The organism is Amycolatopsis kentuckyensis (assembly GCF_002155975.1).
GTDB classification, from domain to species: Bacteria; Actinomycetota; Actinomycetes; order Mycobacteriales; family Pseudonocardiaceae; genus Amycolatopsis; species Amycolatopsis kentuckyensis.
This window is the reverse complement of sequence record NZ_MUMI01000313.1, coordinates 23,294-44,915: the sequence shown is the minus strand read 5'-3', so window position 1 is coordinate 44,915 and position 21,622 is coordinate 23,294. Positions and strand designations below refer to the sequence as shown.

The 21,622-nt window shown below is 65.2% G+C and carries 42 protein-coding genes and 1 pseudogene; 9 read left to right on the top strand and 34 right to left on the bottom strand.

All coding sequences use genetic code 11. The features are described from left to right. Positions 1-44 precede the first annotated feature (44 nt). The 32 genes from CCN39_RS28285 to CCN39_RS28150 all read right to left on the bottom strand — a co-directional run bounded on the left by CCN39_RS28285 (position 45) and on the right by CCN39_RS28150 (position 12,922). Positions 45-293 carry a hypothetical protein gene (locus tag CCN39_RS28285; RefSeq protein WP_086846991.1) on the bottom strand — a complete coding sequence of 83 codons (249 nt, stop codon included), beginning with the start codon at positions 291-293 and terminating at the stop codon, positions 45-47. Beyond that, positions 290-496, bottom strand: coding sequence for a hypothetical protein (locus tag CCN39_RS28280; RefSeq protein ID WP_086846988.1), 207 nt, complete (start codon positions 494-496; stop codon positions 290-292). The genes CCN39_RS28285 and CCN39_RS28280 overlap by 4 nt, the downstream gene beginning before the upstream one ends. Next, entirely contained in the window at positions 493-708 is a 216-nt protein-coding gene (locus CCN39_RS28275) for a hypothetical protein (RefSeq protein ID WP_086846986.1), read from the bottom strand. Before CCN39_RS28275 ends, CCN39_RS28280 begins: the two co-directional genes overlap by 4 nt. Beyond that, positions 705-962, bottom strand: a complete 258-nt coding sequence (locus tag CCN39_RS28270) for a hypothetical protein (RefSeq protein ID WP_086846984.1) — start codon at positions 960-962, stop codon at positions 705-707. The genes CCN39_RS28275 and CCN39_RS28270 overlap by 4 nt, the downstream gene beginning before the upstream one ends. Beyond that, on the bottom strand, positions 959-1,138 hold the full coding sequence (locus CCN39_RS28265; protein WP_086846982.1) for a hypothetical protein: 180 nt from the start codon (positions 1,136-1,138) through the stop codon (positions 959-961). The genes CCN39_RS28270 and CCN39_RS28265 overlap by 4 nt, the downstream gene beginning before the upstream one ends. Further along, positions 1,131-1,424, bottom strand: coding sequence for a hypothetical protein (locus CCN39_RS28260; protein ID WP_086846981.1), 294 nt, complete (start codon positions 1,422-1,424; stop codon positions 1,131-1,133). Before CCN39_RS28260 ends, CCN39_RS28265 begins: the two co-directional genes overlap by 8 nt. A 171-nt stretch (positions 1,425-1,595) precedes the next feature. Further along, positions 1,596-1,784: a hypothetical protein gene (locus CCN39_RS28255; RefSeq protein WP_086846979.1), complete on the bottom strand. Its 189-nt coding sequence runs from the start codon at positions 1,782-1,784 to the stop codon at positions 1,596-1,598. Continuing rightward, the gene (locus tag CCN39_RS28250) at positions 1,781-2,332 is read right to left on the bottom strand and encodes a hypothetical protein (protein WP_086846977.1); all 552 of its coding nucleotides are present in this window, start codon (positions 2,330-2,332) and stop codon (positions 1,781-1,783) included. Before CCN39_RS28250 ends, CCN39_RS28255 begins: the two co-directional genes overlap by 4 nt. Beyond that, on the bottom strand, positions 2,329-3,105 hold the full coding sequence (locus tag CCN39_RS28245; protein WP_086846975.1) for a hypothetical protein: 777 nt from the start codon (positions 3,103-3,105) through the stop codon (positions 2,329-2,331). The genes CCN39_RS28250 and CCN39_RS28245 overlap by 4 nt, the downstream gene beginning before the upstream one ends. Next, positions 3,102-3,593: an HNH endonuclease signature motif containing protein gene (locus CCN39_RS52935; RefSeq protein WP_086846973.1), complete on the bottom strand. Its 492-nt coding sequence runs from the start codon at positions 3,591-3,593 to the stop codon at positions 3,102-3,104. Before CCN39_RS52935 ends, CCN39_RS28245 begins: the two co-directional genes overlap by 4 nt. 50 nt (positions 3,594-3,643) lie before the next feature. After that, positions 3,644-4,891 carry a putative glycoside hydrolase gene (locus CCN39_RS28235; protein WP_086846971.1) on the bottom strand — a complete coding sequence of 416 codons (1,248 nt, stop codon included), beginning with the start codon at positions 4,889-4,891 and terminating at the stop codon, positions 3,644-3,646. Between the two features lie 15 nt (positions 4,892-4,906). Beyond that, positions 4,907-5,737, bottom strand: coding sequence for a DNA cytosine methyltransferase (locus tag CCN39_RS28230; RefSeq protein ID WP_244211044.1), 831 nt, complete (start codon positions 5,735-5,737; stop codon positions 4,907-4,909). Then, a complete protein-coding gene (locus CCN39_RS50790) occupies positions 5,734-5,904 on the bottom strand; it encodes a hypothetical protein (RefSeq protein ID WP_167455202.1) in 171 nt (56 codons plus the stop codon). Before CCN39_RS50790 ends, CCN39_RS28230 begins: the two co-directional genes overlap by 4 nt. Beyond that, positions 5,897-6,286, bottom strand: coding sequence for a hypothetical protein (locus CCN39_RS28225; protein WP_086846969.1), 390 nt, complete (start codon positions 6,284-6,286; stop codon positions 5,897-5,899). The genes CCN39_RS50790 and CCN39_RS28225 overlap by 8 nt, the downstream gene beginning before the upstream one ends. Continuing rightward, positions 6,283-6,606, bottom strand: a complete 324-nt coding sequence (locus tag CCN39_RS28220) for a DUF4406 domain-containing protein (protein ID WP_086846967.1) — start codon at positions 6,604-6,606, stop codon at positions 6,283-6,285. The genes CCN39_RS28225 and CCN39_RS28220 overlap by 4 nt, the downstream gene beginning before the upstream one ends. A 1-nt stretch (position 6,607) precedes the next feature. Next, entirely contained in the window at positions 6,608-6,814 is a 207-nt protein-coding gene (locus tag CCN39_RS53045; RefSeq protein ID WP_434781126.1) for an endonuclease domain-containing protein, read from the bottom strand. A 237-nt stretch (positions 6,815-7,051) separates the two neighbouring features. Beyond that, positions 7,052-7,429, bottom strand: coding sequence for a dATP/dGTP diphosphohydrolase domain-containing protein (locus CCN39_RS28210; protein ID WP_086846964.1), 378 nt, complete (start codon positions 7,427-7,429; stop codon positions 7,052-7,054). Beyond that, entirely contained in the window at positions 7,413-8,144 is a 732-nt protein-coding gene (locus CCN39_RS28205) for a helix-turn-helix domain-containing protein (RefSeq protein ID WP_086846962.1), read from the bottom strand. Before CCN39_RS28205 ends, CCN39_RS28210 begins: the two co-directional genes overlap by 17 nt. Beyond that, positions 8,141-8,323 carry a hypothetical protein gene (locus CCN39_RS28200; protein WP_086846959.1) on the bottom strand — a complete coding sequence of 61 codons (183 nt, stop codon included), beginning with the start codon at positions 8,321-8,323 and terminating at the stop codon, positions 8,141-8,143. The genes CCN39_RS28205 and CCN39_RS28200 overlap by 4 nt, the downstream gene beginning before the upstream one ends. 9 nt (positions 8,324-8,332) lie before the next feature. Next, the gene (locus tag CCN39_RS28195; protein ID WP_086846956.1) at positions 8,333-8,536 is read right to left on the bottom strand and encodes a hypothetical protein; all 204 of its coding nucleotides are present in this window, start codon (positions 8,534-8,536) and stop codon (positions 8,333-8,335) included. Continuing rightward, positions 8,529-8,816: a hypothetical protein gene (locus CCN39_RS28190; RefSeq protein ID WP_086846954.1), complete on the bottom strand. Its 288-nt coding sequence runs from the start codon at positions 8,814-8,816 to the stop codon at positions 8,529-8,531. Before CCN39_RS28190 ends, CCN39_RS28195 begins: the two co-directional genes overlap by 8 nt. Further along, the gene (locus tag CCN39_RS28185) at positions 8,813-9,220 is read right to left on the bottom strand and encodes a response regulator transcription factor (RefSeq protein WP_086846952.1); all 408 of its coding nucleotides are present in this window, start codon (positions 9,218-9,220) and stop codon (positions 8,813-8,815) included. Before CCN39_RS28185 ends, CCN39_RS28190 begins: the two co-directional genes overlap by 4 nt. Beyond that, entirely contained in the window at positions 9,217-9,891 is a 675-nt protein-coding gene (locus tag CCN39_RS28180; protein ID WP_086846950.1) for a hypothetical protein, read from the bottom strand. The genes CCN39_RS28185 and CCN39_RS28180 overlap by 4 nt, the downstream gene beginning before the upstream one ends. Before the next feature lie 100 nt (positions 9,892-9,991). Further along, positions 9,992-10,189 (bottom strand): hypothetical protein, encoded by a 198-nt coding sequence (locus tag CCN39_RS28175; protein WP_086846948.1) that lies wholly within the window; start codon positions 10,187-10,189, stop codon positions 9,992-9,994. Between the two features lie 191 nt (positions 10,190-10,380). Continuing rightward, positions 10,381-10,710, bottom strand: coding sequence for a hypothetical protein (locus CCN39_RS28170; RefSeq protein WP_086846947.1), 330 nt, complete (start codon positions 10,708-10,710; stop codon positions 10,381-10,383). A 6-nt stretch (positions 10,711-10,716) separates the two neighbouring features. Continuing rightward, positions 10,717-11,052 carry a hypothetical protein gene (locus CCN39_RS28165; RefSeq protein WP_086846945.1) on the bottom strand — a complete coding sequence of 112 codons (336 nt, stop codon included), beginning with the start codon at positions 11,050-11,052 and terminating at the stop codon, positions 10,717-10,719. Continuing rightward, positions 11,049-11,240, bottom strand: coding sequence for a hypothetical protein (locus tag CCN39_RS49545; RefSeq protein WP_143264178.1), 192 nt, complete (start codon positions 11,238-11,240; stop codon positions 11,049-11,051). The genes CCN39_RS28165 and CCN39_RS49545 overlap by 4 nt, the downstream gene beginning before the upstream one ends. A 139-nt stretch (positions 11,241-11,379) precedes the next feature. Then, positions 11,380-11,640: a hypothetical protein gene (locus tag CCN39_RS28160; RefSeq protein ID WP_143264177.1), complete on the bottom strand. Its 261-nt coding sequence runs from the start codon at positions 11,638-11,640 to the stop codon at positions 11,380-11,382. Continuing rightward, positions 11,640-11,897 carry a hypothetical protein gene (locus CCN39_RS28155; RefSeq protein ID WP_086846941.1) on the bottom strand — a complete coding sequence of 86 codons (258 nt, stop codon included), beginning with the start codon at positions 11,895-11,897 and terminating at the stop codon, positions 11,640-11,642. Before CCN39_RS28155 ends, CCN39_RS28160 begins: the two co-directional genes overlap by 1 nt. Positions 11,898-11,984: 87 nt before the next feature. Then, positions 11,985-12,161 carry a helix-turn-helix transcriptional regulator gene (locus CCN39_RS49540; RefSeq protein ID WP_143264176.1) on the bottom strand — a complete coding sequence of 59 codons (177 nt, stop codon included), beginning with the start codon at positions 12,159-12,161 and terminating at the stop codon, positions 11,985-11,987. Between the two features lie 70 nt (positions 12,162-12,231). Beyond that, positions 12,232-12,414, bottom strand: a complete 183-nt coding sequence (locus tag CCN39_RS49535; protein WP_143264175.1) for a hypothetical protein — start codon at positions 12,412-12,414, stop codon at positions 12,232-12,234. A 262-nt stretch (positions 12,415-12,676) separates the two neighbouring features. Next, the gene (locus CCN39_RS28150) at positions 12,677-12,922 is read right to left on the bottom strand and encodes a hypothetical protein (protein WP_086846939.1); all 246 of its coding nucleotides are present in this window, start codon (positions 12,920-12,922) and stop codon (positions 12,677-12,679) included. A gap of 115 nt (positions 12,923-13,037) precedes the next feature. On the opposite strand from CCN39_RS28150, the gene CCN39_RS28145 reads away from it, so the two are divergent. From CCN39_RS28145 to CCN39_RS28115, 6 genes are all read left to right on the top strand, one after another. Further along, a complete protein-coding gene (locus CCN39_RS28145; protein ID WP_158104554.1) occupies positions 13,038-13,556 on the top strand; it encodes a helix-turn-helix domain-containing protein in 519 nt (172 codons plus the stop codon). A gap of 108 nt (positions 13,557-13,664) precedes the next feature. Continuing rightward, positions 13,665-14,006, top strand: coding sequence for a hypothetical protein (locus CCN39_RS28140; RefSeq protein ID WP_086846935.1), 342 nt, complete (start codon positions 13,665-13,667; stop codon positions 14,004-14,006). After that, positions 14,003-15,310 carry a tyrosine-type recombinase/integrase gene (locus CCN39_RS28135; protein WP_086846933.1) on the top strand — a complete coding sequence of 436 codons (1,308 nt, stop codon included), beginning with the start codon at positions 14,003-14,005 and terminating at the stop codon, positions 15,308-15,310. The genes CCN39_RS28140 and CCN39_RS28135 overlap by 4 nt, the downstream gene beginning before the upstream one ends. Before the next feature lie 201 nt (positions 15,311-15,511). Beyond that, the gene (locus CCN39_RS28130) at positions 15,512-15,730 is read left to right on the top strand and encodes a hypothetical protein (RefSeq protein WP_086846931.1); all 219 of its coding nucleotides are present in this window, start codon (positions 15,512-15,514) and stop codon (positions 15,728-15,730) included. Between the two features lie 229 nt (positions 15,731-15,959). Further along, positions 15,960-16,148 (top strand): hypothetical protein, encoded by a 189-nt coding sequence (locus tag CCN39_RS28120; RefSeq protein ID WP_143264174.1) that lies wholly within the window; start codon positions 15,960-15,962, stop codon positions 16,146-16,148. After that, positions 16,145-16,483: a hypothetical protein gene (locus CCN39_RS28115; protein WP_086846925.1), complete on the top strand. Its 339-nt coding sequence runs from the start codon at positions 16,145-16,147 to the stop codon at positions 16,481-16,483. Before CCN39_RS28120 ends, CCN39_RS28115 begins: the two co-directional genes overlap by 4 nt. A 243-nt stretch (positions 16,484-16,726) precedes the next feature. On the opposite strand, the pseudogene CCN39_RS28110 reads toward CCN39_RS28115, so the two are convergent. Further along, positions 16,727-17,830 (bottom strand): annotated as a pseudogene (locus CCN39_RS28110) (M14 family zinc carboxypeptidase); the annotation flags it as partial. A 190-nt stretch (positions 17,831-18,020) separates the two neighbouring features. On the opposite strand from CCN39_RS28110, the gene CCN39_RS28105 reads away from it, so the two are divergent. The 3 genes from CCN39_RS28105 (at position 18,021) to CCN39_RS28095 (ending at position 20,819) form a co-directional block, all read left to right on the top strand. After that, positions 18,021-18,680 carry a DUF998 domain-containing protein gene (locus CCN39_RS28105; protein WP_244211043.1) on the top strand — a complete coding sequence of 220 codons (660 nt, stop codon included), beginning with the start codon at positions 18,021-18,023 and terminating at the stop codon, positions 18,678-18,680. Positions 18,681-18,888: 208 nt separating this feature from the next. Next, complete coding sequence (locus CCN39_RS28100; RefSeq protein ID WP_086846923.1) at positions 18,889-20,190, top strand: cytochrome P450; 1,302 nt, start codon at positions 18,889-18,891, stop codon at positions 20,188-20,190. Further along, on the top strand, positions 20,187-20,819 hold the full coding sequence (locus CCN39_RS28095) for a TetR/AcrR family transcriptional regulator C-terminal domain-containing protein (protein WP_244211042.1): 633 nt from the start codon (positions 20,187-20,189) through the stop codon (positions 20,817-20,819). The genes CCN39_RS28100 and CCN39_RS28095 overlap by 4 nt, the downstream gene beginning before the upstream one ends. Here CCN39_RS28095 and CCN39_RS28090 read toward each other — a convergent pair. Beyond that, a complete protein-coding gene (locus CCN39_RS28090; protein ID WP_086846921.1) occupies positions 20,816-21,463 on the bottom strand; it encodes a GTP pyrophosphokinase in 648 nt (215 codons plus the stop codon). The two genes, CCN39_RS28095 and CCN39_RS28090, sit on opposite strands and share 4 nt — an antisense overlap. Positions 21,464-21,622 lie beyond the last annotated feature (159 nt).

Genomic DNA, 21,622 nt, shown 5'->3' with positions numbered 1-21,622 from the left:
GATCCAAATTCCTGCCGCAGCGATGGTCTCGCCGAAGGCGATGATCAGAGCGACGCAGAGCCAATAGAGTCGGCGGACTTGGCTTTCTGCGCGGCGATCCTGGCTTTCAGTCTCAGCTTCCGCCATTGCAACGCCTGCTCTTGAACATAAAGCCCAAGCACCATGGCGGCGTCCATGTCGTTGCCGTCCCGGTAGCCGAGATGCAGGAGTAGCATGCATTGGCCGTAGTGGAATAGCAGATGATTGTAGATCGTCGCCTGCGAGATGCCGTCGGCGAAGGCGCGGGGCTTCACGTCTCGGACTCCGGCTGAATCATCTCGATCAGGGGCAGCTTCGCGATCCCTATGGTCCAGCCGTTTCTGGCGCTGACCTCTTCCGCCTCGGCGATGGCCTGGCTGTAGTCGAATACCGCGCCGACAAACTCCCGGTTGGCGATCAGCAGGTAGGCCACGTCGTCGTGGTCGTCGCCCCTGCCGGTGAAATACGTGTGCTTCACCGCGTTTCCTCCAGTTTCGCGACGGCCGCGGCCAACGTGGACGCCAGGTGTTCCGCCGGCCACGACTGCTGCAGCCGTGTCGCCAGGGTTGAGATGGCCATCGGTTCGCTGTAGAGCAGGCGCAGCGCGGCGAGGGTGACGCCTGCGGTCGCCAGGTTTTGGTGTGCCGCGGCGAGCGCCTGGTCGTAGGCGTCGATGTCGAAGTCGGTCATGCCAGCGCCTTCGCGATCTCGTCGCGGATCTTCCCGGCGACGTGTGGCACGCCGTTGACTTCTTCGATCTCGGGCAGCCGGTCGAGGACATTCTGCAAGGCGACGAACACTTTGCCCGCCATCTCGCCGCGCTGCCCGACGACGATCTCGGCCGTGCTGCGAGTGGACACCCGGACGGTAGCCTTGGCGTCTTCCCGCGCGTAGTCACGTAGCTTCTGCCGGATGTCGACGTTGAGCTGCTGTTCGTTGGTCACAGGTGCTTCCCTTCTACATGGCTGCGCAGGTCGTCGTAGGCTTCGCGCCAGTCGGCGTAGCGGATGAGGCGCGGCGTGCACGGGCAGTGCGCGATCCATGGCGTATCGGGGAAGCGATAGTCGGCGCGGAAGACGACCGGTCGCGCGTCATTGATCCACAGGCGGTTCTCACGCATCACGCCTCCGCTTGCCCCAGAGATCGGACGGGAAGAACTCGCCGGTGCCATACGGGTCGTCGTCCAGGTCGATGTCGTGCCGCCAGCCGCGACGTGTCAGGACCTCGACGTGGTACGGATACTGCGGCAGCTCCAGCGCCCCGCCCGGTCCGTGCGCCCGGCCGAAGGACACGCGTACGCAGTAGTCGTTGATGCGGTCACGCGCGTCGGTCGCTGCGGTTCGCGACCAGTACGGCAGGAGGCGCGCGGTTCTGCGGCCGTCGTATCCGCGGACACGGTAGATCATCGCTCACACTCCTCTGCGTACTCATCTGCCATGCGGTGTTCTTCGCGTTGCTGCGCCGGCGTCAGCGACAGCCAGTAGTCCTCGTAGTCTTTGCACGACTCGCAGATCCTGTCGTCCGGGAACATCCGCGACGGCCAGGTTTCGACGGTGACGCCGTAGCAGATGCCGCAGTTAGCCAACGGGGCCGCCTTTCCGCGGCGGCGGCTTCTCGATGCCGCGGTGCGCCCGGATCATCGCCCATGCCGCCAGTCGCGGGCTGAAGGCGTAATGTCTCGACAGTCGCGGATGCAGCTGCCAGATGAAGCCCAGCCAGAGCTTGCAGCCGTTCGGCAGGTACGCCTTGATCGCTTCGACTTTCATGACGACTGCCGAGTGAGCCTGCGAATGACGAACGGTCGCCGGACGCCAGCGCTGAACTCCTCAGCCGCCTCAAGTGCGGCGAAAACTCGCTCCTCCGGAGCCAGGTCGGAATTCGCTGTCGAATGCAGTGAGCCGAGTGCTATGTCGTCGCCGCAGCCGACAGCGGTGTAATCGTTCGCCGGCTCGCCAACCTGATAGTCGTCCATGATCTTGAAGAGTCGCCCGTTGACGCCGACGAGAAATGTTCCCGCCTTCTCCACGTCGTTATCTTTGCGAGCGTAGCCGCCATCCTTGAACACCTGACGGATGCGATCCACGAAGTCGATAACCATGAACCTGTAGAGGTCGCCTTCTGGCACGTCCGGCATCTCTGCGAACCGAAGAAGCTGGCCCATTCGGAAGCTTGACGTGTACCCAAACAGGTAGGCGCCGTTCTCGAACACCTTCGTGTCCGACCTGGTTTCAATGCCAAGGCCGCCGACACCGGCCGAGTCGCCCCCGATGATGATGTCGCCATCCCCTGCTTTGATTCCGACAATGCACGTCATGCGGTCTTCTTCTCCTTCGCCGGCTTTGGCATACCCGGACAGGTGCGGCCGATCGTCGAGCCCTCGACACGCTGTGGGCAGTGGTGGCAGCTGTCGGGGCTGGCCGGAAACAGCTTGTAGTTCTCAGGGTGGTTTTCGACGTCGAGGGTCATCGCGAGTTCGGTTATGGCGTAGTACCTGGCCAGGGCGTCTTCTGCGATTTTCGGGTTGTAGTCTTCGCACCAGAAGTGCAGGCCGTAGCGCCCTTCAAGGTTACCGCCACGGCTGAAGAACGCGATGCCGACTTTGTCGACCGGATAACCTAAAGCTCGCCAACCCATCCCGTATAAGTGGATCTGATTTCGATACACCTGCGACGGCCCGTTCTTGCGGTACTCGCGCATCGGTTCCGTCCCGGGAAACTTCCAGTCCAGGCAGATTTGTAGCGGCGAAAAGTAGGCGTCGCCGTGGCCAGTGATGCCAGGCGCGATCGGCAGTTCCATCTCTGTCAGCCAGTCCTCGCGGCCGACATGCTGGTTCCACATCTGACACGCGTTCTCGAGCCACGAATGGGCTGCAGTACCGACGATCGACGGCAGCGGGTCGTTCTTCGTCAGCTTCGGCTCGCGCATGATCTTGTACGCCAGCCGGCGGGCGCACGGCTCTCCCAGCTCCGACGGCCCCGGCGCCTCTTGCAGACTCCGCGGCGCGTTGTTGTACGCGTGATAGATCGTGCTCTTGATGTGTTCGACGACCGCATGGTCGCCGGGTGCGGTGAAGCTGTCGAAGTTCACGCCGCGGCCGCCCTCATGATTTTTGAGTAATACTGATGTGAAAGACTTAGGAGCTCCACCTCGGGATGCCGTCTGCAATAGGAGCGAGCTCTATTACATGCGAGACACTCGCGGCTACCCTTCTTGAGCTGCGTCGGGATAAGGTTCGGCTCCGTCAGCGCATGACCGCGCGGACACTCGGGCGTCTCGGAATTGATCTTGGCCAGCGCCAGCGACCCCGGTGCAAGGATGTTGTCCCTGTCCGTCTTCGGTTCAAGATGTTCCGGCCTGACGCAGGTCCTCACGCGGCATAGGTGATCGAGCACTAGTCCCTTTGGTATCTCGCCGTGGCGAAGCTGGTATGAGAACCTGTGCGCGAGGTAGCCGACGCGATCAACCCAGAATCGTCCGTACCCGTCATGATTCGTGGTCTTCGTCCATAGCCAGCAATCGCCGGATCTATCGACTTTCTCCCAGAATCTAGCTTCAGGATCACGCCGCTTGGTCATACTTCACCTCTTCTCGCAAATCTACCTAGGGGTACCGACAGAAAACGCGGCTACGAAGACTTCAGAACGATCCCGGACGTTCCCGCCAGCGTGATTGCCGTCACGGCATTACCAGAACTATCGCGATACGTCCAGCCAAGCTGCACGTTGACAGCCGCCGAACCGGTGCGGTTGCAGTTGACGATCGCCACGCCGTTCGCGAACCGCCGGCGCCACAGGTTCGTACCGGCCGACTCCCGCGGCCCGAGCGGCGCACCGAGATTCCAGTCGTATTCTGGATGCCATGGTGTCGGCAGGCCGTAGCCGTCCGTCTGCCCCATCTCGGCGATCGCGGCCTTCGTGCCGGCGACCATCAGATAGCTTGCCCACGCGTACAGCCATGCCCCCCGCTGTGTGCAGTGCGGCTGCACCAGGCAGATCTTCCCGGCCGCCTCGGCCTTCTCGATCTCGCCGACCACTCGCGACCAGCCGGCGTCATACTCCGACAGCAGGTTGGTGTCGCTGAACGTCAGCCACCACTCGTCGAAAGCGCCGTCGAGGTACTGCAGGTATGACTCCCAACGTCCAGCCGCAACTCGAGCGTCCGTCAGGTTGGCCAGCAGCAGCTTGCCGGAGTCGGCGAATTTCGCCTTGATCGCGGCCAGCATCGACTGGTACGCCTGCTGGAACGCGGCGTCGGTGGCGTACTTGGCGGTCGCGGCGCCGTAGGCGGTCCGCGTCCACAACGCGTTGTCCATCAGCACGCCATCGAAGCCGTACTTCACGACTGATGCGAGGACGCTTGCCGCCCACGCCTGCTGGTAGCTGGCATTGCCGACATCCATCAGCCAGTGACCCGGGTAGCCGGAGTACTCGATGCGCCGGCCGCTTGAGTCCTTCAGGAACCACGCGTCGGGCGCGTCGGCGTAGCGGACGCCGGCTGGTAGCAGGTCCACCGGGTTGGTGTCGTACGACCGCGTCGATGACAAGTCTTTGTAGACGAAACACTTGAGCGCCGGGTTGCGCTTCTTCAGCTCGGCGGTCATCCAGTTGTCCCAGGTGTTCATCAAGACGTACAACCGGCGCTTGGCAACGTCGTCGAGGATCGCCGTGTCGCCCGGTTTGACGACGCTGTTGTAGTGCACCCAGAACGACCGGGTCGTCTGTACGACGGGCGTCGGCGACGGGCGGTAGTCGGCGGTGATCGGAACCATGGCGACCACGCCGCCGGCAGCCTTCGCAGACTCGGTCGCCGCGGCCGAGTCGAGGTAGACGTCTCGCAGTCCAGCGGCGGTGGCGACCAGGTAGAGGTCAGTCATCTGATTTCTTTCTCGTCAGCTTGTAAGAAGAGGTTTGAGGATCGCCGCGGCCAGCGGCGGAGGAACCGCGTCACCGACTTGCTGTTGCTGTGAAGTGCTGCCACCCTGCCACGGGTAGTCAGCAGGGAAGCCCTGCAACATGCCAGCTTCGGCGACCGTGAGGTTGCGACGACTGCCGTCCGGCCACTCCCACTTGTTCCGCCCACAACGCCCGGTCATGGTGTACGCCGGTTCGTGCATCCCGCGCTTACCGCGCTTCTTGGCATTGCCGCCGGTGCCGTAGTTCGATACGAACGTGGCGCCTGACCAGCCCAGTGCGTCGGCCATGCTTCGCCGCGCAATAGGCGCGGGTTGCACGGCAATCACGCCATCCCGTCGGGCGATCAGGATTGCACGTCGTCGCGTCTGCGGCACGCCGTAGTCGTAGGCGTTGAGCACCCCGACCCAGACGCTGTAGCCGTTGGCTCGCAGCACTTCGGCGTCCTGGTTGTACTGCATCAAGACCGGTCGATCCGGCGTGCATTCCCAGGCAGTCCATCGCGGTCGTAGCGCCAGTGCCCATCGCAACCCCTGGAGAATCAGCGGGCCGGACCTGCCGTTCATGCCGAGACCGTTGCCAGCTACCGTCCAGTCGGGACAGGGCGCCGAGTTGATCAGACCGTCGCAGCCATCGAACTCTTCGAGTGGGTACGTCGTCACGTCGGCCAGCACGCGGTGATGCCCTGCCGCCCTGGCAGTGGCGCAGGCGTCTTCGCTGATGTCGATGCCGAAGATGTCGCCGCGGTAACCAGCCAGGCGAGCGCCGACGTCCCATCCGCCGGGTCCGGCGAACAGATCTGGGATCACGTCGAGACCTCCTTCGACTTCGCCAGGTTTTCGCGGATGCGGATTACCTCCTGCGCCACCCGCCAAGCCTGCTGACATTTGGCGCTGCACCACGTCATGACGTCGGAGCCGGTTTCGGTGCCGCAATGCGCGCACGGGTATTCGATGGCTGGCAGTGGTTCAGACACCGGCGTCCACCCAGCCGAATTCGTCTTCCCATCGCAGCAGCCTGGCGTTCTCGCTATAGAAGTGTTGCAGTTCGTCGCGGGCGATCTCTTCGGTCGGCCACGGCTCGAGCAGGTCGCCGTCGACGACAGCCCACTTCGACATCGCGGCCAGGCCGTCCATCCGCCGGCAGCTGTCGAACTCGCGCCACAACGATTCGGCCATCAGGAAGTCGCCGTCTTCTTCGGCTAGGATCTCGTCGAAGGTGTACGCCTTGCCCTGAAGCACGACCACACCGAACGGCACGCGTAGGAAGTACGTCTTGTGGCCGTACTCGTCGCTGGCCTGCCCGGCAAGCCCTTCGCACAGGTGGTTGCCATTGCGGAGGAACCAGATGCGCTTCATGCCGGCACCGCCAACTCGGCCATCCGCGCCCAGCATGCCACGGTCTGTACGGTCAGCCCGAGCTGCGTGCCAACGTGGACTTCGAGGCGAGCGCCACGGCTTTTCCGCCAGCCGCGAAGGGTGGCGATGCCGTCAGCCTTCAGGACGTCCTGAAGGTCATGCTTCAGGTAGTCTTTCCACTCCCAGCCGTCGATGATGCCTTGCTGCGCCGGGTTCAGCACCTCGTAGCCGGCCGCGACCAGCTGGCGCTCAGCCTCGAAGAAGGCGGGGAAGTTATGTTCGGGCATATTGGACATTTGCCCACTGACGTAAAGGAGCATTTTAGGCTTCTTTCGATTGTCTTAAGTACTCAGCGGCTCGCAATGCGAGCGCTGGATCATCTCTGAGGTTGCCGACGGCCAGGTTGCACGTTCGACACAAGATCCCCCGTGGTCTACCTGTCGAATGATCGTGATCTCCAACAATTTCCGTATCCCTCTGGCAGATTGCGCAGAGCTTGTCGAAGTGCGCAAAGGCGGGTGATCTCATGAGGGTTGTTCCCCTGAACCCCCGGCCGCAACTGACTGAGCAGAACTTTGCCCTGGCGGTTCCTTCGAAAAGCTTCCCGCAGTTCCCGCACTGCAGAGTCTTTCGAGTCTTTGGTCTTCCTTTTGACGCAGCTGATAATGCAGCCTTGTGCTTGTCGGAGAACCTTCTACCTTTTCTCGCTGCTGACATCTTCGCACGCGTCTCCGCGCTGTGACGAAAGCCCTTACGAGGCGCCAACTAGCCGACCTCCAGGGGCAGCCACAGTCCGTCTTGGATTCCTTGCACGTACTCGGCGCCGGTGATATTGAAGAACACCGCTGCCGCGTGATCCTCGTCGTGTTCACCGGCGAACCACTGCTCGAAGTGGCGCGCCGCGCTCGATCGGAAGCGAGAGAGCGCGGCAGCGTCGGACATCTGCTCCCAGTTGCGATCGCCGTAGTAGCCGGCGCCGCGGCCCATCAGAGCGGCGAAGCGGGTCAGCATCTGCGACTGGTATGGCACGTTGACCGGGCGGAGCAGGTCGAACCGCGGCTTGCCCGCCTCGGCGTCGCGGACGCCTCCGCCGGCGAAGCTGTCACGGACACCGGAGCTCTTGGTTTCAGGCTGCTGCGTCATTACGCCTTCTTCTCTCGTAGTCCTTGATGGTGTTGACGCTTACGCCGAGTGAGTTGGCGATCCTTGCGTCGCTCATGCCGAACCGCCGGAAGTGTTCAACGTCGTCCCAGTCGAAGCGTTCGTTGCCCTTACGTGGTTGATATCCGGCGGGCGCCTCTTCGTCTGGATCGTCGATGTCGTCCCACGCCAGTGCCGTCACCCAGCCATGACGCACCGCGCTATTCTTGGCCTTCGTGTAATTCTGCTTGTCGTAACGCGTCGCCCGCGGCGGGTCGACATTGGCCAGGGCTTCAGACAGCTTGCAGATCTCGATGGCTGTCTTTGCCGCGACACGGTCAGCCTTGAGGTAGCGGTGGATCAGAACCTTGTCGACGTCGAGGTGTCGAGCGATCTCCGATGGCGACCAGCCGTCGGCAATGAGCCCCTGCAGCCGTCGCCGAGGTCCGACACCTGAGACGAGCGCCATTGGGCTGCAGTTGGCCAGCTTCGGCTCTACGCGCAACAGGCGCCGGGCGAGCAGCTTGTGGATGTTCTGCGCCGGTTCGAGCTTGGCATACGGTCGGCCCCAGATCAGGTGTTGAACCACCGACACGTGCACGCCAGCCACGCGGGCGATCGTCGGCGTGCCCATGCCGAACTCGCGCAGCCTGTTGACGTGATCGCGAACTGGCGTTGCGTCGACCCAGTGCGTCTTCCTGCCGTAGTTTTCCCTCATCCTCCACGCTCCACGGCTTCCCGGTACGCCTGGTCGTCTGCGTCAAGCCAGAACGGCTGGATCTCGTCGAGGCGGTCGTCCAATGGCGACCGGTCGGCGCGGTCGATCTGCTGCAGGACTTTCACGGCGAGCCACCAGATGGCGGCTGCGGCGGCCGCGATGGCGAGGATGCGTTTCATCACGTCCTCCTATTCACCGCAGCGTTCGCAGTCGAACTGCTGCAAGTCTTGACAGACGACGCATTCGTCTTCCGGATCGCTACTGTCGACGTCTACCGCGACGTCGACGCCGCACAGCGACTTGGTTTCGTCGCAGTCGCAGACCAGGTGGACCATCTCGAATTTGCCGCCAGTGCCGCTGTCGACGACTTGCGGCTCGGTCAGCTCAAGCACCGTCAACCTCCACGTACCGGGCGTACACGACGAACATGTCCCCGCCGTCGCTGCGGCTGGTTGCCTCGAAGGTGTCTGCCGGCGCGAATGCTTCGATGCCGCCGCGGCGGATGCGCATCGCGATGTCGGAGGCGTTCGACGGCGACTTCGCCGACTTGACGATCGCCCACTCCCCCGGCTTCTGGCGCAGCTTGGCGGCGATGTCGAACCATTCCTGGCTGGGTCGCCGGCCGCCGCGGTTGACGGGCGGTGGCGGCGCCCATGTGAGGTCGTCAGTCATGCCGCGCCCTGATGGTTGTGGTTGTAAAGGACTTCCCAGCCGGCGACGTCTTGCTGCATCAGCCGCTGCAGGAACATGTAGTCGCCGGCGGCGTGAACAACCTTCCACGGCCGCGGGCGCGACGGCCCTTTCGGCTCGTAGACGGCCACTGCGCCATCCTGCGACATGCGGATGTTTGTCGGCGTCGGCGTCTTCGAACCGTTGTCGGCTAGCAGATCACCGCGTTCAATCGCAGTCAGGACCGCCTCGGTGCGCCTGTTGACGCCGTAGATGCGGTAGATGGCCTTCATGCGTTCCCGGACGGTCAAGGCGGGGATACCAAGCGCGGCGGCAATCTCGGCGTAGGAGGCGCCATCGGCGGCGAGGCTGAGTGTCTGCCGCTGCTTCGGCGTCAGTGGCTTCATGACGTCATGGCCTTGGTCAGCCCTGCGTAGGTCAGCTCCTGGACGTCGCAGGAGTCCTCGTTCATGCCTTCGAACGTCTTGAACGGCGACGGCTTCCACAGCTTGTCACCGCGTTCCGCGGCCTCAAGTTCGCGTCCAGGAAGCTGACGGTAGAAGTAGCCACAACCACATCGCCAGTACCGCACAGACGGCTGGACGTCTTCGGTCGCCGGTGCCAACAACCCGCGGAGTTCGCCGAGCAGCTTGCTGTCGTACTGTGCGTGCCGGAGCTTCGCCGCCCGCGACTCGATGGCGCCAAGGTCGCTGAAGCCGTCGGCCGGCGCGATGGCGAAGTTGACGCGGTCGCGGATCGTGGCTTCCTTGCGGTCCAGCCAGTCGAAGACGCGCTGAACGCGGGGGTCACGACGCCCCGCCCGTTCCAGGGCGTCGTTGGCTTCGGCGAGCTTGGCGTTCACGTTGCGCAGTTCTGCCGTCAGCTCGGCGACGCGCCGATGGTCGCCTACCGCCATGTCGCGGTAGTACTTGGCATCCTTGAACGCCGTGACCACGCGGCTGTCCCATTCGACGGTCAGCATCGTGCCGATCGCCGTGTCGCCGTCGTACAGGTGGATACCGTGCCGACTGCCCACGCGGACGACGGCTTCGCGTTCGCGCTTGATATCTTGCGACATCAGTTCTTGCCCTCCTTGCCGGCCTGACGCTTGTCGTCGATCTCTTCCTTGATGATCTCTTCGACCTTCTTCTTCGCGTCTTTCCATGCACCCATTGCTGTCACCACCTGGTTCGATAGAGAACGTCGAGGTCATCCACCGCGGCGCGGATGCCGCAGTTAGCGTTATCCAAATGCAGCGTCACGACCTGGTCTTCCACGAAGTCGACGAAGCCGACCATGCCGTGAAGATCGCAGCCTTGATGGCGGGGATGGCCGGTGATTTGCACGACGTCTTTCGCGTGCGGGAAGAGGTTCATGACTTCGCCCAATCCGGAAGAGACTCGTACGGCCAGGGAATGAAGCCCTCTTCATCCCAGGATCTTCGAGTCGTGCAGGCTCGGTGCCACCCGTTGGAGTCCTCATTGCGGCAATCGCCGCGCTCTTCTCCTGGCCGATAGCGCCAGACGCTATTCAGGGCCGGGTAGTCTCTGAAATACTCGTAGTCCATCTAGATCACCCTCAAGACTTTGTGGAGCCCGGCGTCAAGGACGACCACGTCCGCGCCGGCCGCGACCTTCGCCGCGAACTTCTCCTGAAACCATGACGTCGCTTCCGGCATACACACCAGGAACGTCCCTCGCGTCGCGGCGAACCCTTCCGCAGCGGTCGTCGGCCGGCCATGGCCGCAGTGCAACACAAAGTCGGCGGCCTTCGGGATTTCCGACCGTTTGACGCAGATGACGTCGTCGATCTGCCGGTGATACGGCTGCGGGATCGCTTCGAGGATCTGCCTGTGTACGCCGGGCTGATTGTCACGGACGTAGATGCGGATGGTCACAGCGGCCTACAGGTGTTCGTCGATCAGGTCGGCGATCTCTGCGAAGCTGGCTCCGTCGTCGTTCAGGCTGCTAAGCCAGGTGTTTGCGACGGCGATATTCGGGTCGTTTTCCGGCAACCCTGCCCACTCCTGAACTCGCGGCGGAAGGAAGACGAAACTGTTGTCGTAACCGGTCGACCTGTCGTCGGTCTTGGTGCTGACCGTGACGCCGGACTTGACTGCGACGTCGCAGAGCACGCCCAGGCAGCAGAACTTGTCATCGCGGCTGAGCTGGCCGGTCCCCTGTCGGTAGTCGCCGCTGCGAAGGGCTTCGACCCACCGGCGCTTGATGCCCGGGTTCATGACTGTTCCTCGATCCTCTTGGCTTTGGCGTGCAGGTATGCCGCGGTTTTCGCGATGTGCGTGTAGATAATGCTGGCGACGCCGCCGTTGGCGAGACGCTCCCGAATGGCTTCGGCGTCGAGGAAGTTGGCTAGCTCTTCGTAGTCGGCGGCCCCCATCGGTTCTGGCTGCGGCAGCGGGGCAGTCATTCCGGATCCCGGGATCGTCGACCTTCGCGATAGCCACGGCAGGTGCAAACCCTGTCGCCAACGTGCCCCATGCATGCGTAGTTGACGATCTCAAGATGCTCCGACTCGTTGTGGCCGCAGACGCAGAATGGTTCTTCCATCAGTCGGTCCTTTCGTCCTCGAAGTAGCCGTGTCCGCCGAAGTCGAAGCGGTGGTATTCGCGCAGCGTCCGCGACACGTTGTAGCTGAAGACAGCGGTGCGGCCGTCGGAGTGCGCGGGGAAGTCTTTGCCGCAAAAGGTGCAGAGGTTGCGGCCGTCCAGCATCGGCGGATCGCCCAGGTAGGTTTTCATCCACGGACGCTGGAAGTCGATTTGTCGCAGGAATTCCGCGACTTTCGCGGCGTGAGGATCGGCGGGCATTACAGCGTCTCTGTGGCCTTGTCGCGAACGACGTCGATCAGGCCTGCCCGGACGGCGAGGACCAGCTGCCATCGCCCATCGATCTCGCCGTGGAACTTGATGTAGTCGACGCGCTTCGTAGCGAGCTCGCCATACATGCCCCCCATGTCGGGAAGCGGCAGGATTACCTGATGCGCCTTGATCTCCTCGACGTGGCCGTTCGTCCAAGTGACCTCGAACGTTTTGATCGGACCGTGATCGAACTTACTTTCAGGCATGGCAGTGCCCTTCGTCGAATTCGTGGATGTTTGTGACCGGCGAAACGGACGGGCTCGGCGGCCTATTCTCTCCGCCCCGCCGGCTGTCTAGGCGGCGCTCGCGGCTTCGAACTTCTGGATGTCGGCTTCGCGGTAGCGGACGTGGCGGCCGAGCTTGTAGTACTTCGGCCCGCGTCCGACTTTGCGCCAGTGGATGAGGGTGCCTTCGGGGATGCCCCAGCGCTTCGACAGCTGCGGGGTCGTCAGGTATCGCGTCTCGGTCACAGCAACGCCCCGAGGAGCGCGAGCGCCGCGAAGAACAGCAGGACGCAGAGGATGCCGCCGGTTTCGTCGTTCATGACTGCTTCGCCGCCATCGCGATCGCCGCGACCAGGCCGTCGCCGAGGAAGTCGACCAGCGGCTGCAGGCTTTCGGCCTCGAGCGCTGCGGCAAACACCTCGGTCGGAATGGGGATGGTCTTCTGGCGGCCGTTGATGATGCGGTAGGCGCGCATAGCGGCCGCGTTCTGTGCTTTCATTGCGTCACCTCTGCGGTTTCGTCGGGGGCTTGGTGGGCGGGGACGTCTTGGCGGGTCGCGTCGGCTGCGGCGTCTTCGACGGCCCGGCTGCCGGGGTTGTCACGGCTTGTAGACCGGGGTGGCGCCCTCGCGGGCTAGCTGCTCGGCGGTCCAGGCGGAGAGACCGCGAAGTGGTTCCGCAGCATGGCGTTCGATGGCGCGCTCGCGAGTCTTGCCGATTCGGAAGTTGTCGGGCGCGACCTCCCACCACTTCGTGCCGTCTTCATCGACGTAGTGGTCGACCTCGCGCTGCGCCTCCGGCGCAGCGCGAGGTCGCCGCGGCGTTGACGAGCTTGACGACCAGGGCCGCGATATCGGCGGCCACGAACTCCGCAACCAGGACGCCGTTGACGTCGTAGACGAAGCCACTGTCATCCCGTACGCACCGCCACGGCGTCGGCGCCGTGGGCGTCTGCGGCTGCTCGGGCAGTGGGCCGATCAGGGCGAGGAGGTCTTGTTCGCTGTTCATGACGATCACAGTACTTACAATCCTGAAAATCCCGCAAGTCCTGATCTGTCACGGCTCGATAACAGGATTCGTTCAGGAGTTGCAGATCTGTAGGTTGCCAAGTTACGGTGTCTGCATGACTCAGGTGGGGAAGATCCTTGATCGACCAGCAACGCGCGGTTTGCATGGGAGTCGGCCGCTGGTCCATCGTCATCGCATGGATGCACGTGGTGACCGCAAGAAACTCCTCGGCCTGCTGGCCCGGCGCACGCGGAAGGCTCGAGGTTACACCAGCCAGTTGCGGCTTGCCGAAGCTACGGGTTTTGCGGTGTCGGACGACACGATTCAGGCCATTGAGTCCGGCCGTCGGGTAGTCAGCGAGTCGTCGATGAACGCACTCGAAGACTTCTTCGGCCTCCCTCTGGGCACCATGCAGCGCGTGCTGGACGGCGAGATCGACGAGTTCCCGGCGACCGCCGACGACGGTGCCGATACGGCTACCGACAGCGACGAAGCTCGGTTCGAAGTCGGCGGCAACGTCTACACCATGGCCGAACTGCGCGGCATCGCCAAAGCGCTAGGGCCGGAAGGCCTTTATTCGTGGGCGATGAAGGCCGGGACCAGCGATGATGCATCTGCACCAGGGGCCGGATGACACCGGCTCGCAACGCGACCGTAACCTCTAACCTGCAACGTTTGCGTCGATCTCCGACGATGATGTTAGTAACACAGAGTTGCTTGAAATTTCATCGGAGGGGTAGCCGTGATTCACGAAAAGATCATCGAAGCGCCGAAGGTTCAAGACGCCGCCCGGGAGTTCGACTGCGTTTTGATCATGGCGATCGCGATCAGCGTTCTCGCCATCGGCGCCGTCTACATCGGATTCGTGTCCGACGAAACCGTGCCGAACGCTGTCATCGCCTGCATGACCATGGCATCCATGATCGCCGTGGTGTTCTCCTGGGGCGTCTACTGGGCGCACGTCATCCGCCGGCGCTTCGCCGCCATGGAAGCCAGGCAGGCGGCGCTTGAAGAGGAACGAGCGATTGACGACCTGCTGGCACGGGCCACAGGACCAGGTGGGTACATCAGGAGGGTGAAGTGAGCGTCCACGACCTATGGTTCAAGGACGAACGCGTCGAAGACCCGAATACCGGCAAGATGGTCAAGACGGGGAAGAAGGTTCCCAGCGCCAGTCACAACCGCGGTAAACGCTGGCGGGTCGACTGGGTCGACCCGGACACCAAGAAGACCCTGACGCAGAAGTTCGACAAGAAGATGGGGCCCGGCGGGGCTGACGAGTGGGATAGTCAGGTCAACGCCGACATCAGTCGCGGCAAGTACATCGACCCTCGCGCCGGCCAGGTGACGGTTGCCGAATACGCCGAGAAGTGGCGAGCCGCGCAGATCCATGACGGCTCGACCGCGGCCGGCGTCGAACGCTTCTTCCGCCTGCACGTCCTGCCGACACTTGGCAACAAGGCCATGGCAGAGCTGAAGCGGTCGACGCTGCAAACCTGGGTGAAAGGCCGCGCCGACCAGATGGCCGCCTCGAGCCTTGGCACCGGCTGGGTTTACGTCAAGGCGATGTTCACGACCGCGTTCGACGACGACGTCATCGGCAAGAACCCATGCACCTCGGTCAGCCTGCCGCCGCCCGACAAGCGGAAGTATCACGTCGCGACTCCGGCTCAGGTGCACCAACTGTCGATGAAGCTCGCGGCGATCCGCCCAGGCTGGGCGCCGGTGCCGTTCCTCGCGGCCGGCTGCGGGCTGCGGCCGTCGGAAGCCCTCGGCCTCGAGCTCGAACACGTCGACTTCCTGCGCCGCGAAGTGCGAGTGCGCCAGCAGGTGAAGTGGACGAAGGCCCGTGGCGTGCACATCGCCGCGCCGAAGACGAAACTGTCGAGCAGGGACGTCGACCTGCCGACTGGTGTCGCGGAGAAGCTGTCAGCGCACATCGCGGGCATCAAGGTGTTCAAGCCCGTCAGATTGTGGGATTGGACGAACGAACGTAAACCTGTCGAACGCGACGTCCACCTGCTGTTCACGACGCCGGAGCGCGAAGCGGGCGACGCGAGCCGCCGTGTCGGCTCGGGCTACGAGGGCGGCCGGCCGATCTACGGCGGCTACTGGTCCGACGTGTGGCGCGACGTTGTCGCGGCTGTCGACGGCCTGCCGGCAGGCTACGGCTTGCACGACCTGCGGCACTACTTCGCCACGCTGCTGATCCACAAAGGCAAGTCGGTCAAGACGGTGCAGATGGCGTTGGGGCATTCGACGCCGATGGTCACCCTGAACACCTACACGCACGAGTGGCCGGACGTGCAGGATCGCACCCGCGACATCGTGGATGCCGAGCTGTTTGCGGATGACATTTCTGTAGGCGACGATGCCGTCGGTAAATGACCCTGAGATAGGTGTTGACAGGGTTGCAGTAGGCGCGTAACCTGGACGCATGAGCAAATATTACATCTGGAAGAATTCCCTGACCGGTCACTGGATGTTGTCGAGCTCGCCGCGGCCCGCTGATGGGCTATCCGGCGGCGGTCGGAGGAAGCAGGGCTTCCTCACCTGGCAAGCTGCGCTTGCTGAAGCCTGCCGTGTCGCATGAAGACCTACCTCGGCATCGCTGACATCGCCCGACATTTCGGCGTGACCGTCAGCACTGTCGCCAGCTGGCGAAACCGCCACCCTGACTTCCCCGAGCCGGACGCCATGATCGCCTACACGCCGGGCTGGGAGAAGGAACGACTCGCCGACATCGAACAGTGGGAATCATCGCGGCCCGGCATGGCATGGCGAGCCGGCAAAAAGGAGGACCGATGAGCTACATTCTTGGACCGCCCGTGTTCTGCGAGGGCTGCGGCGAGCAGATGTGTACGCCGGGCGGCACCCCGACGGATGACTGCGAGTCGTGCGGCCTTGTCGAGGGACGTGTCAAGCCGCCGATGGACACCTGGTGCAACTGCCAGGCCATCCCGGGCACGGCGAACTACCCTGGTCCGTGGCACGAGCGTGGCGGCGAGTCGCATTACCCGTGCGCCCAGGCGGCGGCATGACCGCCGACGACCGCAACCTCCCGGCGCACATTCAGGCGCACGCGATGTTCATGAACGTCGAGCAGCTCACGTGGATGATGCGAACCCTGGAGGCCGCGGACTTCGCCGAGTTCTGCGAACACCCAGATGTGATCGAACTCGATGTCGCCATGGCGTCATGGTATCCGGAGATGGAGGAGCGATGAACTACTACGACAAAGACGGTCTGCCGATCACCGACGGCCAGTTCGGGGTACTGATCAGCGAAGCTGACTACAAGCGCGTCGCGCGGTCAACGATCATGGATGCGGCCGATCCCAGCAAGGTCTTCGAGGTGTCGACCGTCTGGCTCGGGATCGATCACAGCTTCGGATCCGAGCTGCCGATCATCTTCGAGACGATGGTCTTCGCGGAAGGATCTAGCCACGACGAACAGTGCGATCGGTACTCCACGCTGGCGGACGCGGAGCGCGGACACGTGGAGATGGTCACCGTCGTCGCGGCGACTTTGTCCGACCCGGTCGTGATGGACGCGGAATGACGGCCGAGTCGACGGAGCCGGGCGAGTGCGTGGATGCGGGAAGCGGATCTTGCGGCGGCGAGGTGACTTTCGCACCCGATCCGTTCGCTGAGGAGATCTGGGGCAACGAGACGCCGGTGTGGATGTGCGCAGAGCACCGATACGCCAGCGCCCAGGACATCTGAGCTTTACCCGTTTCTTACCCGATGATCTTGATAGACGTACTGCCCCAGGTCAGAGCAAGGTCGCTGACTCCCCATTTGACTTCATTTCGTAGTCGAAGCGGGTGAAGTCGCCCTTGGGCTCGGCCTCGCGGGAGATCTCGAAGCCGTCCGGGTTGATGATCGGCACGACGATGTTGCGCGTCTTGCTGACCATGGAGCGGATGGCGGCGTCCCGCGAATAGCCGTTGACCAGCTCGTACGCCCATTCCATGACGTGCTCGCCGGCCGGCCACTCCCGGGCGTGGTGCACGCCCATGGTGAAGTTGACCGGCTTGCCGTCGGTCACGTTCTTGACGTCGGTGGCGATTTCGACGCCGACGACGTCCCGGCCTTCCCAGGTCGACTCCGGCATGGTGAACGCCGAGACCAGGCCCGGGTTCTTGCGGGCCAGTTCCTTCAGCTCGAAGTTGTACTCGTAGAGGTGCCGGTAGCTGGTGCGCCCGGACGGCAGCGCCGACGCGTCGGTCTTGGCGGCGTACTGGCGGTCGGTCTTCGCGTCCTGGACGGACTTGGCCGACAGGTCCGCCTCGATGACCTTCGACTTGAAGCCGCTGTCCTTGAGCGTCTTGCGGTCGGCGTCGCCGGCGAGGACGACCTCGACGCCGGTCGCGTCACCCTTCTCCGTGACGTCGAGGCCGAGGGCGGTCAGCTTGTTCTTGTCGGCGCGCGTGGGCGTCTCGACGCGGACGAGCTCCGCGCGCTGGGCCGCCGGGGTCGTCCCGGTCGGCGTGCCCTGCGGCGTCAGCGCCAGGAAGTCGACCCCCAGCTGCGCCTGGCCGGCCGAGCCGCCGTACCGGCAGCCCTGGACGACGAGTTCCTGCCCCTTCTTCACGAAGCTTTCGGCGAGTTCGTGGCTGCGCAACGCGGCCGAGGCGGCGACCACCGCGCCGGTGGCCTTGTCGAACACGGCGACGTCCCAGTCGCCCTCCGCGCCCTGCGCCGGCTTGAGCCGCGCCTGGACGAGTCCGTCCACGGTGGACGTCAGCTCGCGGCGATCGGTGCCCGCGGTGCCCTTGGGCAGCACTTTCGCGAAGCACGAGCGCGCCACCGACTTGTCGGCGCGCAGGATGTTCTGCGCCGCGCCCGCCGTGCCGGACGGCAGCGCGACGAACGTTCCGGCCAGTGCGACGGCCGAAGCCAGCATCACCAGCCGTCTTGGTGAATTCCCCACAGGAAGCGACCTCCTTGACCGAGACCGGCACGCACGGACGTACCGGAACCGAGCGACCATAATGGAGGAAATCCGGCCGCGGACACCGCCGTAAGTCGTACAGCGTTCAACCCGCTCCACACTTTCACGGAGAGTTCAACCACCGGTCGGCTACTGTCGGTCCATGGTCACGTTCCCTGCGCGACGGGTGTCGGTCGCGGTCTCGCTGACGGGCATCGCGGCCTTGGTGATCGGCGCCGGCCTGGTGCTGTTGCTGCAGGTCATCCCGCCGACGGACGAAATCAGCGTCACCCGCCGCACGATCAGCGAATACGGCTTGTCCGATCGCAAGTGGGTCTTCGACCTCGCGGTCGTCCTGGTCGCCCTCGGCTCGGCGGCCGGCCTGACGGTCCTGCGCGGCCAACGGCGGCTCCCGGTGCCCGCGGCGATCCTGGGGACACTGTGGACAGTCGGGCTGCTGGTCATCGTGGCGTTCCCCAAACCGGACTGGGCCACGGTCTCCCGCGCGGACTTCGGCGGCACGCTGCACCGGATCGCGAGCGTGGTGGCGTTCGTGGCCCTGCCACTGGCGGTCCTGGTCGCGGCGCGCACGGCGTTCCCGTCGTCGCCCGGGCGCCGCCGGCTGGCGATCGTGCTGGGGATCCTGTCGCTGGGCTGGTTCGCGGTGATCCTGGGCGCGGTGGTGGTGGCCGCGGCGGAGGACGGCCGCTGGTGGACGCTCATCCCGCTCGGCCTGGTGGAACGCGGGATGGCGCTGACGGAACTGATCGCCTTGGGCGTGCTGCTGGCCCCGGTCGGCGACAGGTCCGGACAACCACGGTAGGGCGGCTCAGCCGAGCTCCGGCTCCACGGTGTCCGTCAGCCGCGGGTCGGGCTGCCCGCCGGACATCCGGAGGAACCCCGGGCCAGCAGGAGCCAGTTCTTGGGCTTCTTCTTGTCCACCCCGCCGACCAGCTGCTTGAGCATCGACGGCGTGTCGAATTGGATCGCCGATAACCTACACTGTAGGTACGCCGACCGGAGGGGATGTCATGACCGGAGCCCTGGCCTGGACGAAACCCGTGGTGCGCTGGAGCCTCGGCCACGCACTCCCCCGGACCGTGCTGCGCCGCGAGGCCCGGCGTGGTGACCTGCAGGGCCGGATGGTCGTCGCCGCGGCGGACGGGCGGGACCTGACCGGCCTGTTCGAGGAGATCCGCGAAGCCGGCCCGCTCGCGCGCACCCGCTTCGGCTGGATGACCACCACGCACGCCGCCGTCCGGGAAGTGCTCGCCAGTGAGGACTTCCGCGTCGGCTTCATGGGGTCCGACGGCTCGGCGCTCGGCCGGCTCGCCGAGTGGTCGGCCGCCGGGCACCTGCACCCGGTGCGGCCGCCGTCGCTGCTGGCCGTCAACCCGCCCGAGCACACCCGCTACCGCAAGCTGGTCACCGGCGTGTTCACCGTGCGCGCGGTCGAGCAGCTGCGCGGCCGGGTGCAGGAGATCGCGGACGGCCTGCTCGACGCGCTCGACCCCGGCGCCCCGATCGACCTTGTCGAGGCCTACTGCGGGCTGCTGCCGGTGACGGTGATCAGCGAGATCCTCGGTGTGCCGCCGTCCGACCTCGGCAAGGTGCTTTCGCTCGGCGCGGCCGCGGCGCCCAGCCTCGACCTCGGGCTCGGCTGGCGCACGTTCCGCCACGTCGAGACCGCGCTGGCCGAGTTCGACACCTGGCTCGGCGAGCACCTCGAACACCTGCGCCGCAACCCCGGCGACGACCTGTTCAGCAAGCTCGTCGCGGCCCGCGACGGCGGCGTCGGCCTCACCGAGACGGAACTGAAGTCGACCGCGGGCCTGGTGCTGGCGGCCGGCTTCGAAACGACCGTCAACCTGCTCGGCAGCGGCATCGCGCTGCTCGCGGGCGATCCGGGGCAGCTCGCCGTGCTGCGCGAACGGCCGGAGCTGTGGGGCAACGCCGTCGAGGAGGTGCTGCGGTACGACCCGCCGGTGTTGCTGACCGGCCGGATGGCCACCCGCGCGACCGAGGTCGCCGGGGTTCCGCTGCCGCGCGGGGCGCTGGTCACGACCGTGCTGGCGGGCGCCAACCGCGACCCCGGGGTGTTCGCCGACCCAGCCGTCTTCGACGTCACCCGGGCCGGCGCGCGCGACCACGTGTCGTTCGGCGCCGGCCGCCACCACTGCCTGGGGGCGTCGCTGGCGCGCATGGAGGGGGAAATCGGGCTGCGCACGATCTTCGACCGGTTCCCCGGCCTGCGCGTGCTGCCCGGTGGGCGCCGCCGGCCGACGCGCATCCTGCGTGGCTACGAGAACCTGCCCGCGGTGCTCGCGCCGTGACCACCCGGCGGGGCCGTCCGGCCCAGGGCGTCCTGTCGCGCGAGCGGATCCTGCTCGCCGGGCTCGCCCTCGTCGACGAAGAGGGCCTGGACGCCGTCAGCATGCGCAAGCTGGCGCGGCGGCTCGACGTCGACCCGATGAGCTTGTACAACCACGTCGACGGCAAGGACGCCCTGCTGGACGGGATCGCCGAGGTCCTGCTCGCCGCGATCCCCACGCCGCCGGCGGAGGCGGACCTGCGGGAGACGATGTCGGCGCTGGCGCACGGGTTCCGGGCCGCGATGCTCGGCCACCCGCGGGCGGCGCCGCTGGTGCTGACCCGCCGGCTCGCGTCGATGACGGCGCTGGCGCCGGTGGAGGCGGTGCTCGCGCCGCTGCTCGCGGCGGGTTTTCAGCCGGACCGCGCGGTGCACGGGCTGCGGGCGGTGCTGGCGTTCCTCATCGGCACGCTGATGCGCGAGGTCGAGGCCGCGCCGACGTTCGGCGGCAGCGTCCAGCGCCTCGCGGACCTCGAAGGTTCGGGGCTGCCCGCGGTCTCCGTGGCGGCGCCCTACCTGGCGGTGTGCGACCACGAAGCGGAGTTCGAATTCGGGCTCCGGATCATGCTCGACGCCCTCGGCGAGCCCTAGCGGATCCGTTCGTGCAGCGCGGCCATCCGGCGGTCGAGGTCGGCCGCCGTCCGGGCCGCCGCCGCGAGTTCGCCGGCGAAGTCGGGCGGGACGCTGTCGCGGTACTTGTACGACAGCTTGTGCTCCACCGCCGCCCAGAAGTCCATGGCGATGGTGCGCAGCTGCACTTCCACCTTGACTTTTTCGACGCGGTCGGACAGGAAGACCGGGATGCGGACGATGAGGTGCAGGCTGCGGTAGCCGTTCGCCTTCGGGCGCGCGATGTAGTCCTTGGTGCGCAGCAGTTCGACGTCGTCCTGCGCGGTGAGCATCCGGGCGACCTCGTGGACGTCGGAGACGAACGGGCAGACGACCCGGATCCCGGCGATGTCGTCGAGCGCGGCGGCCGCGGAAACCCAGTCGCCGGTCAGCCCCCGGCGGCGCACCTTTTCCTTGATGGCCTCCGGCCGCTTGACCCGGCTGGTGATGTGCTCGATCGGGTCGTGCTGGTGGACGAAGTCGAACTCCTCGCTGAGGATCCGCAGCTTCGTCATCAGCTCTTCGATGGCGAACTTGTACATCAGCAGGAACCGAGGGAGCTGCCCGGCGACGGCGAGCTCGTCGGCCGCCTCGCGCAGGTCCTCGGCCGCCGGGTCGGTGGTCACTGAAGCCTCGTGCTGTCGTCGGTCGTCGGGTGCACGCACCAGATTACTGGGGTGCGTTCAGTGAACGAACGACGGCGGCGCGGAGTTCCCGTGGGTCACCGGATCGGGTGGCGACGGTGACGGAGGGTGTGCACCGGCCCGCTCCCGGTGCACACCCTC

Coding starts and splice junctions, on each gene's coding strand:
- CCN39_RS28175 (WP_086846948.1), bottom strand. CDS start 10,189: ATGAACCTCTTCCCGCACGCGAAAGACGTCGTGCAAATCACCGGCCAT.
- CCN39_RS28100 (WP_086846923.1), top strand. CDS start 18,889: ATGACCGGAGCCCTGGCCTGGACGAAACCCGTGGTGCGCTGGAGCCTC.
- CCN39_RS28165 (WP_086846945.1), bottom strand. CDS start 11,052: ATGAACCCGGGCATCAAGCGCCGGTGGGTCGAAGCCCTTCGCAGCGGC.
- CCN39_RS49545 (WP_143264178.1), bottom strand. CDS start 11,240: ATGACTGCCCCGCTGCCGCAGCCAGAACCGATGGGGGCCGCCGACTAC.
- CCN39_RS53045 (WP_434781126.1), bottom strand. CDS start 6,814: ATGAGATCACCCGCCTTTGCGCACTTCGACAAGCTCTGCGCAATCTGC.
- CCN39_RS28275 (WP_086846986.1), bottom strand. CDS start 708: ATGACCGACTTCGACATCGACGCCTACGACCAGGCGCTCGCCGCGGCA.
- CCN39_RS28205 (WP_086846962.1), bottom strand. CDS start 8,144: ATGAGGGAAAACTACGGCAGGAAGACGCACTGGGTCGACGCAACGCCA.
- CCN39_RS28225 (WP_086846969.1), bottom strand. CDS start 6,286: ATGAAGCGCATCTGGTTCCTCCGCAATGGCAACCACCTGTGCGAAGGG.
- CCN39_RS28105 (WP_244211043.1), top strand. CDS start 18,021: ATGGTCACGTTCCCTGCGCGACGGGTGTCGGTCGCGGTCTCGCTGACG.
- CCN39_RS52935 (WP_086846973.1), bottom strand. CDS start 3,593: ATGACCAAGCGGCGTGATCCTGAAGCTAGATTCTGGGAGAAAGTCGAT.
- CCN39_RS28120 (WP_143264174.1), top strand. CDS start 15,960: ATGACCGCCGACGACCGCAACCTCCCGGCGCACATTCAGGCGCACGCG.
- CCN39_RS28130 (WP_086846931.1), top strand. CDS start 15,512: ATGAAGACCTACCTCGGCATCGCTGACATCGCCCGACATTTCGGCGTG.
- CCN39_RS28145 (WP_158104554.1), top strand. CDS start 13,038: ATGACTCAGGTGGGGAAGATCCTTGATCGACCAGCAACGCGCGGTTTG.
- CCN39_RS49535 (WP_143264175.1), bottom strand. CDS start 12,414: ATGAAAGCACAGAACGCGGCCGCTATGCGCGCCTACCGCATCATCAAC.
- CCN39_RS28235 (WP_086846971.1), bottom strand. CDS start 4,891: ATGACTGACCTCTACCTGGTCGCCACCGCCGCTGGACTGCGAGACGTC.
- CCN39_RS28260 (WP_086846981.1), bottom strand. CDS start 1,424: ATGATCTACCGTGTCCGCGGATACGACGGCCGCAGAACCGCGCGCCTC.
- CCN39_RS28150 (WP_086846939.1), bottom strand. CDS start 12,922: ATGAACAGCGAACAAGACCTCCTCGCCCTGATCGGCCCACTGCCCGAG.
- CCN39_RS28190 (WP_086846954.1), bottom strand. CDS start 8,816: ATGACTGACGACCTCACATGGGCGCCGCCACCGCCCGTCAACCGCGGC.
- CCN39_RS28115 (WP_086846925.1), top strand. CDS start 16,145: ATGAACTACTACGACAAAGACGGTCTGCCGATCACCGACGGCCAGTTC.
- CCN39_RS28185 (WP_086846952.1), bottom strand. CDS start 9,220: ATGAAGCCACTGACGCCGAAGCAGCGGCAGACACTCAGCCTCGCCGCC.
- CCN39_RS28200 (WP_086846959.1), bottom strand. CDS start 8,323: ATGAAACGCATCCTCGCCATCGCGGCCGCCGCAGCCGCCATCTGGTGG.
- CCN39_RS28265 (WP_086846982.1), bottom strand. CDS start 1,138: ATGCGTGAGAACCGCCTGTGGATCAATGACGCGCGACCGGTCGTCTTC.
- CCN39_RS28160 (WP_143264177.1), bottom strand. CDS start 11,640: ATGCCCGCCGATCCTCACGCCGCGAAAGTCGCGGAATTCCTGCGACAA.
- CCN39_RS28180 (WP_086846950.1), bottom strand. CDS start 9,891: ATGTCGCAAGATATCAAGCGCGAACGCGAAGCCGTCGTCCGCGTGGGC.
- CCN39_RS28255 (WP_086846979.1), bottom strand. CDS start 1,784: ATGAAAGTCGAAGCGATCAAGGCGTACCTGCCGAACGGCTGCAAGCTC.
- CCN39_RS28155 (WP_086846941.1), bottom strand. CDS start 11,897: ATGCCTGAAAGTAAGTTCGATCACGGTCCGATCAAAACGTTCGAGGTC.
- CCN39_RS28250 (WP_086846977.1), bottom strand. CDS start 2,332: ATGACGTGCATTGTCGGAATCAAAGCAGGGGATGGCGACATCATCATC.
- CCN39_RS28220 (WP_086846967.1), bottom strand. CDS start 6,606: ATGCTCCTTTACGTCAGTGGGCAAATGTCCAATATGCCCGAACATAAC.
- CCN39_RS28210 (WP_086846964.1), bottom strand. CDS start 7,429: ATGACGCAGCAGCCTGAAACCAAGAGCTCCGGTGTCCGTGACAGCTTC.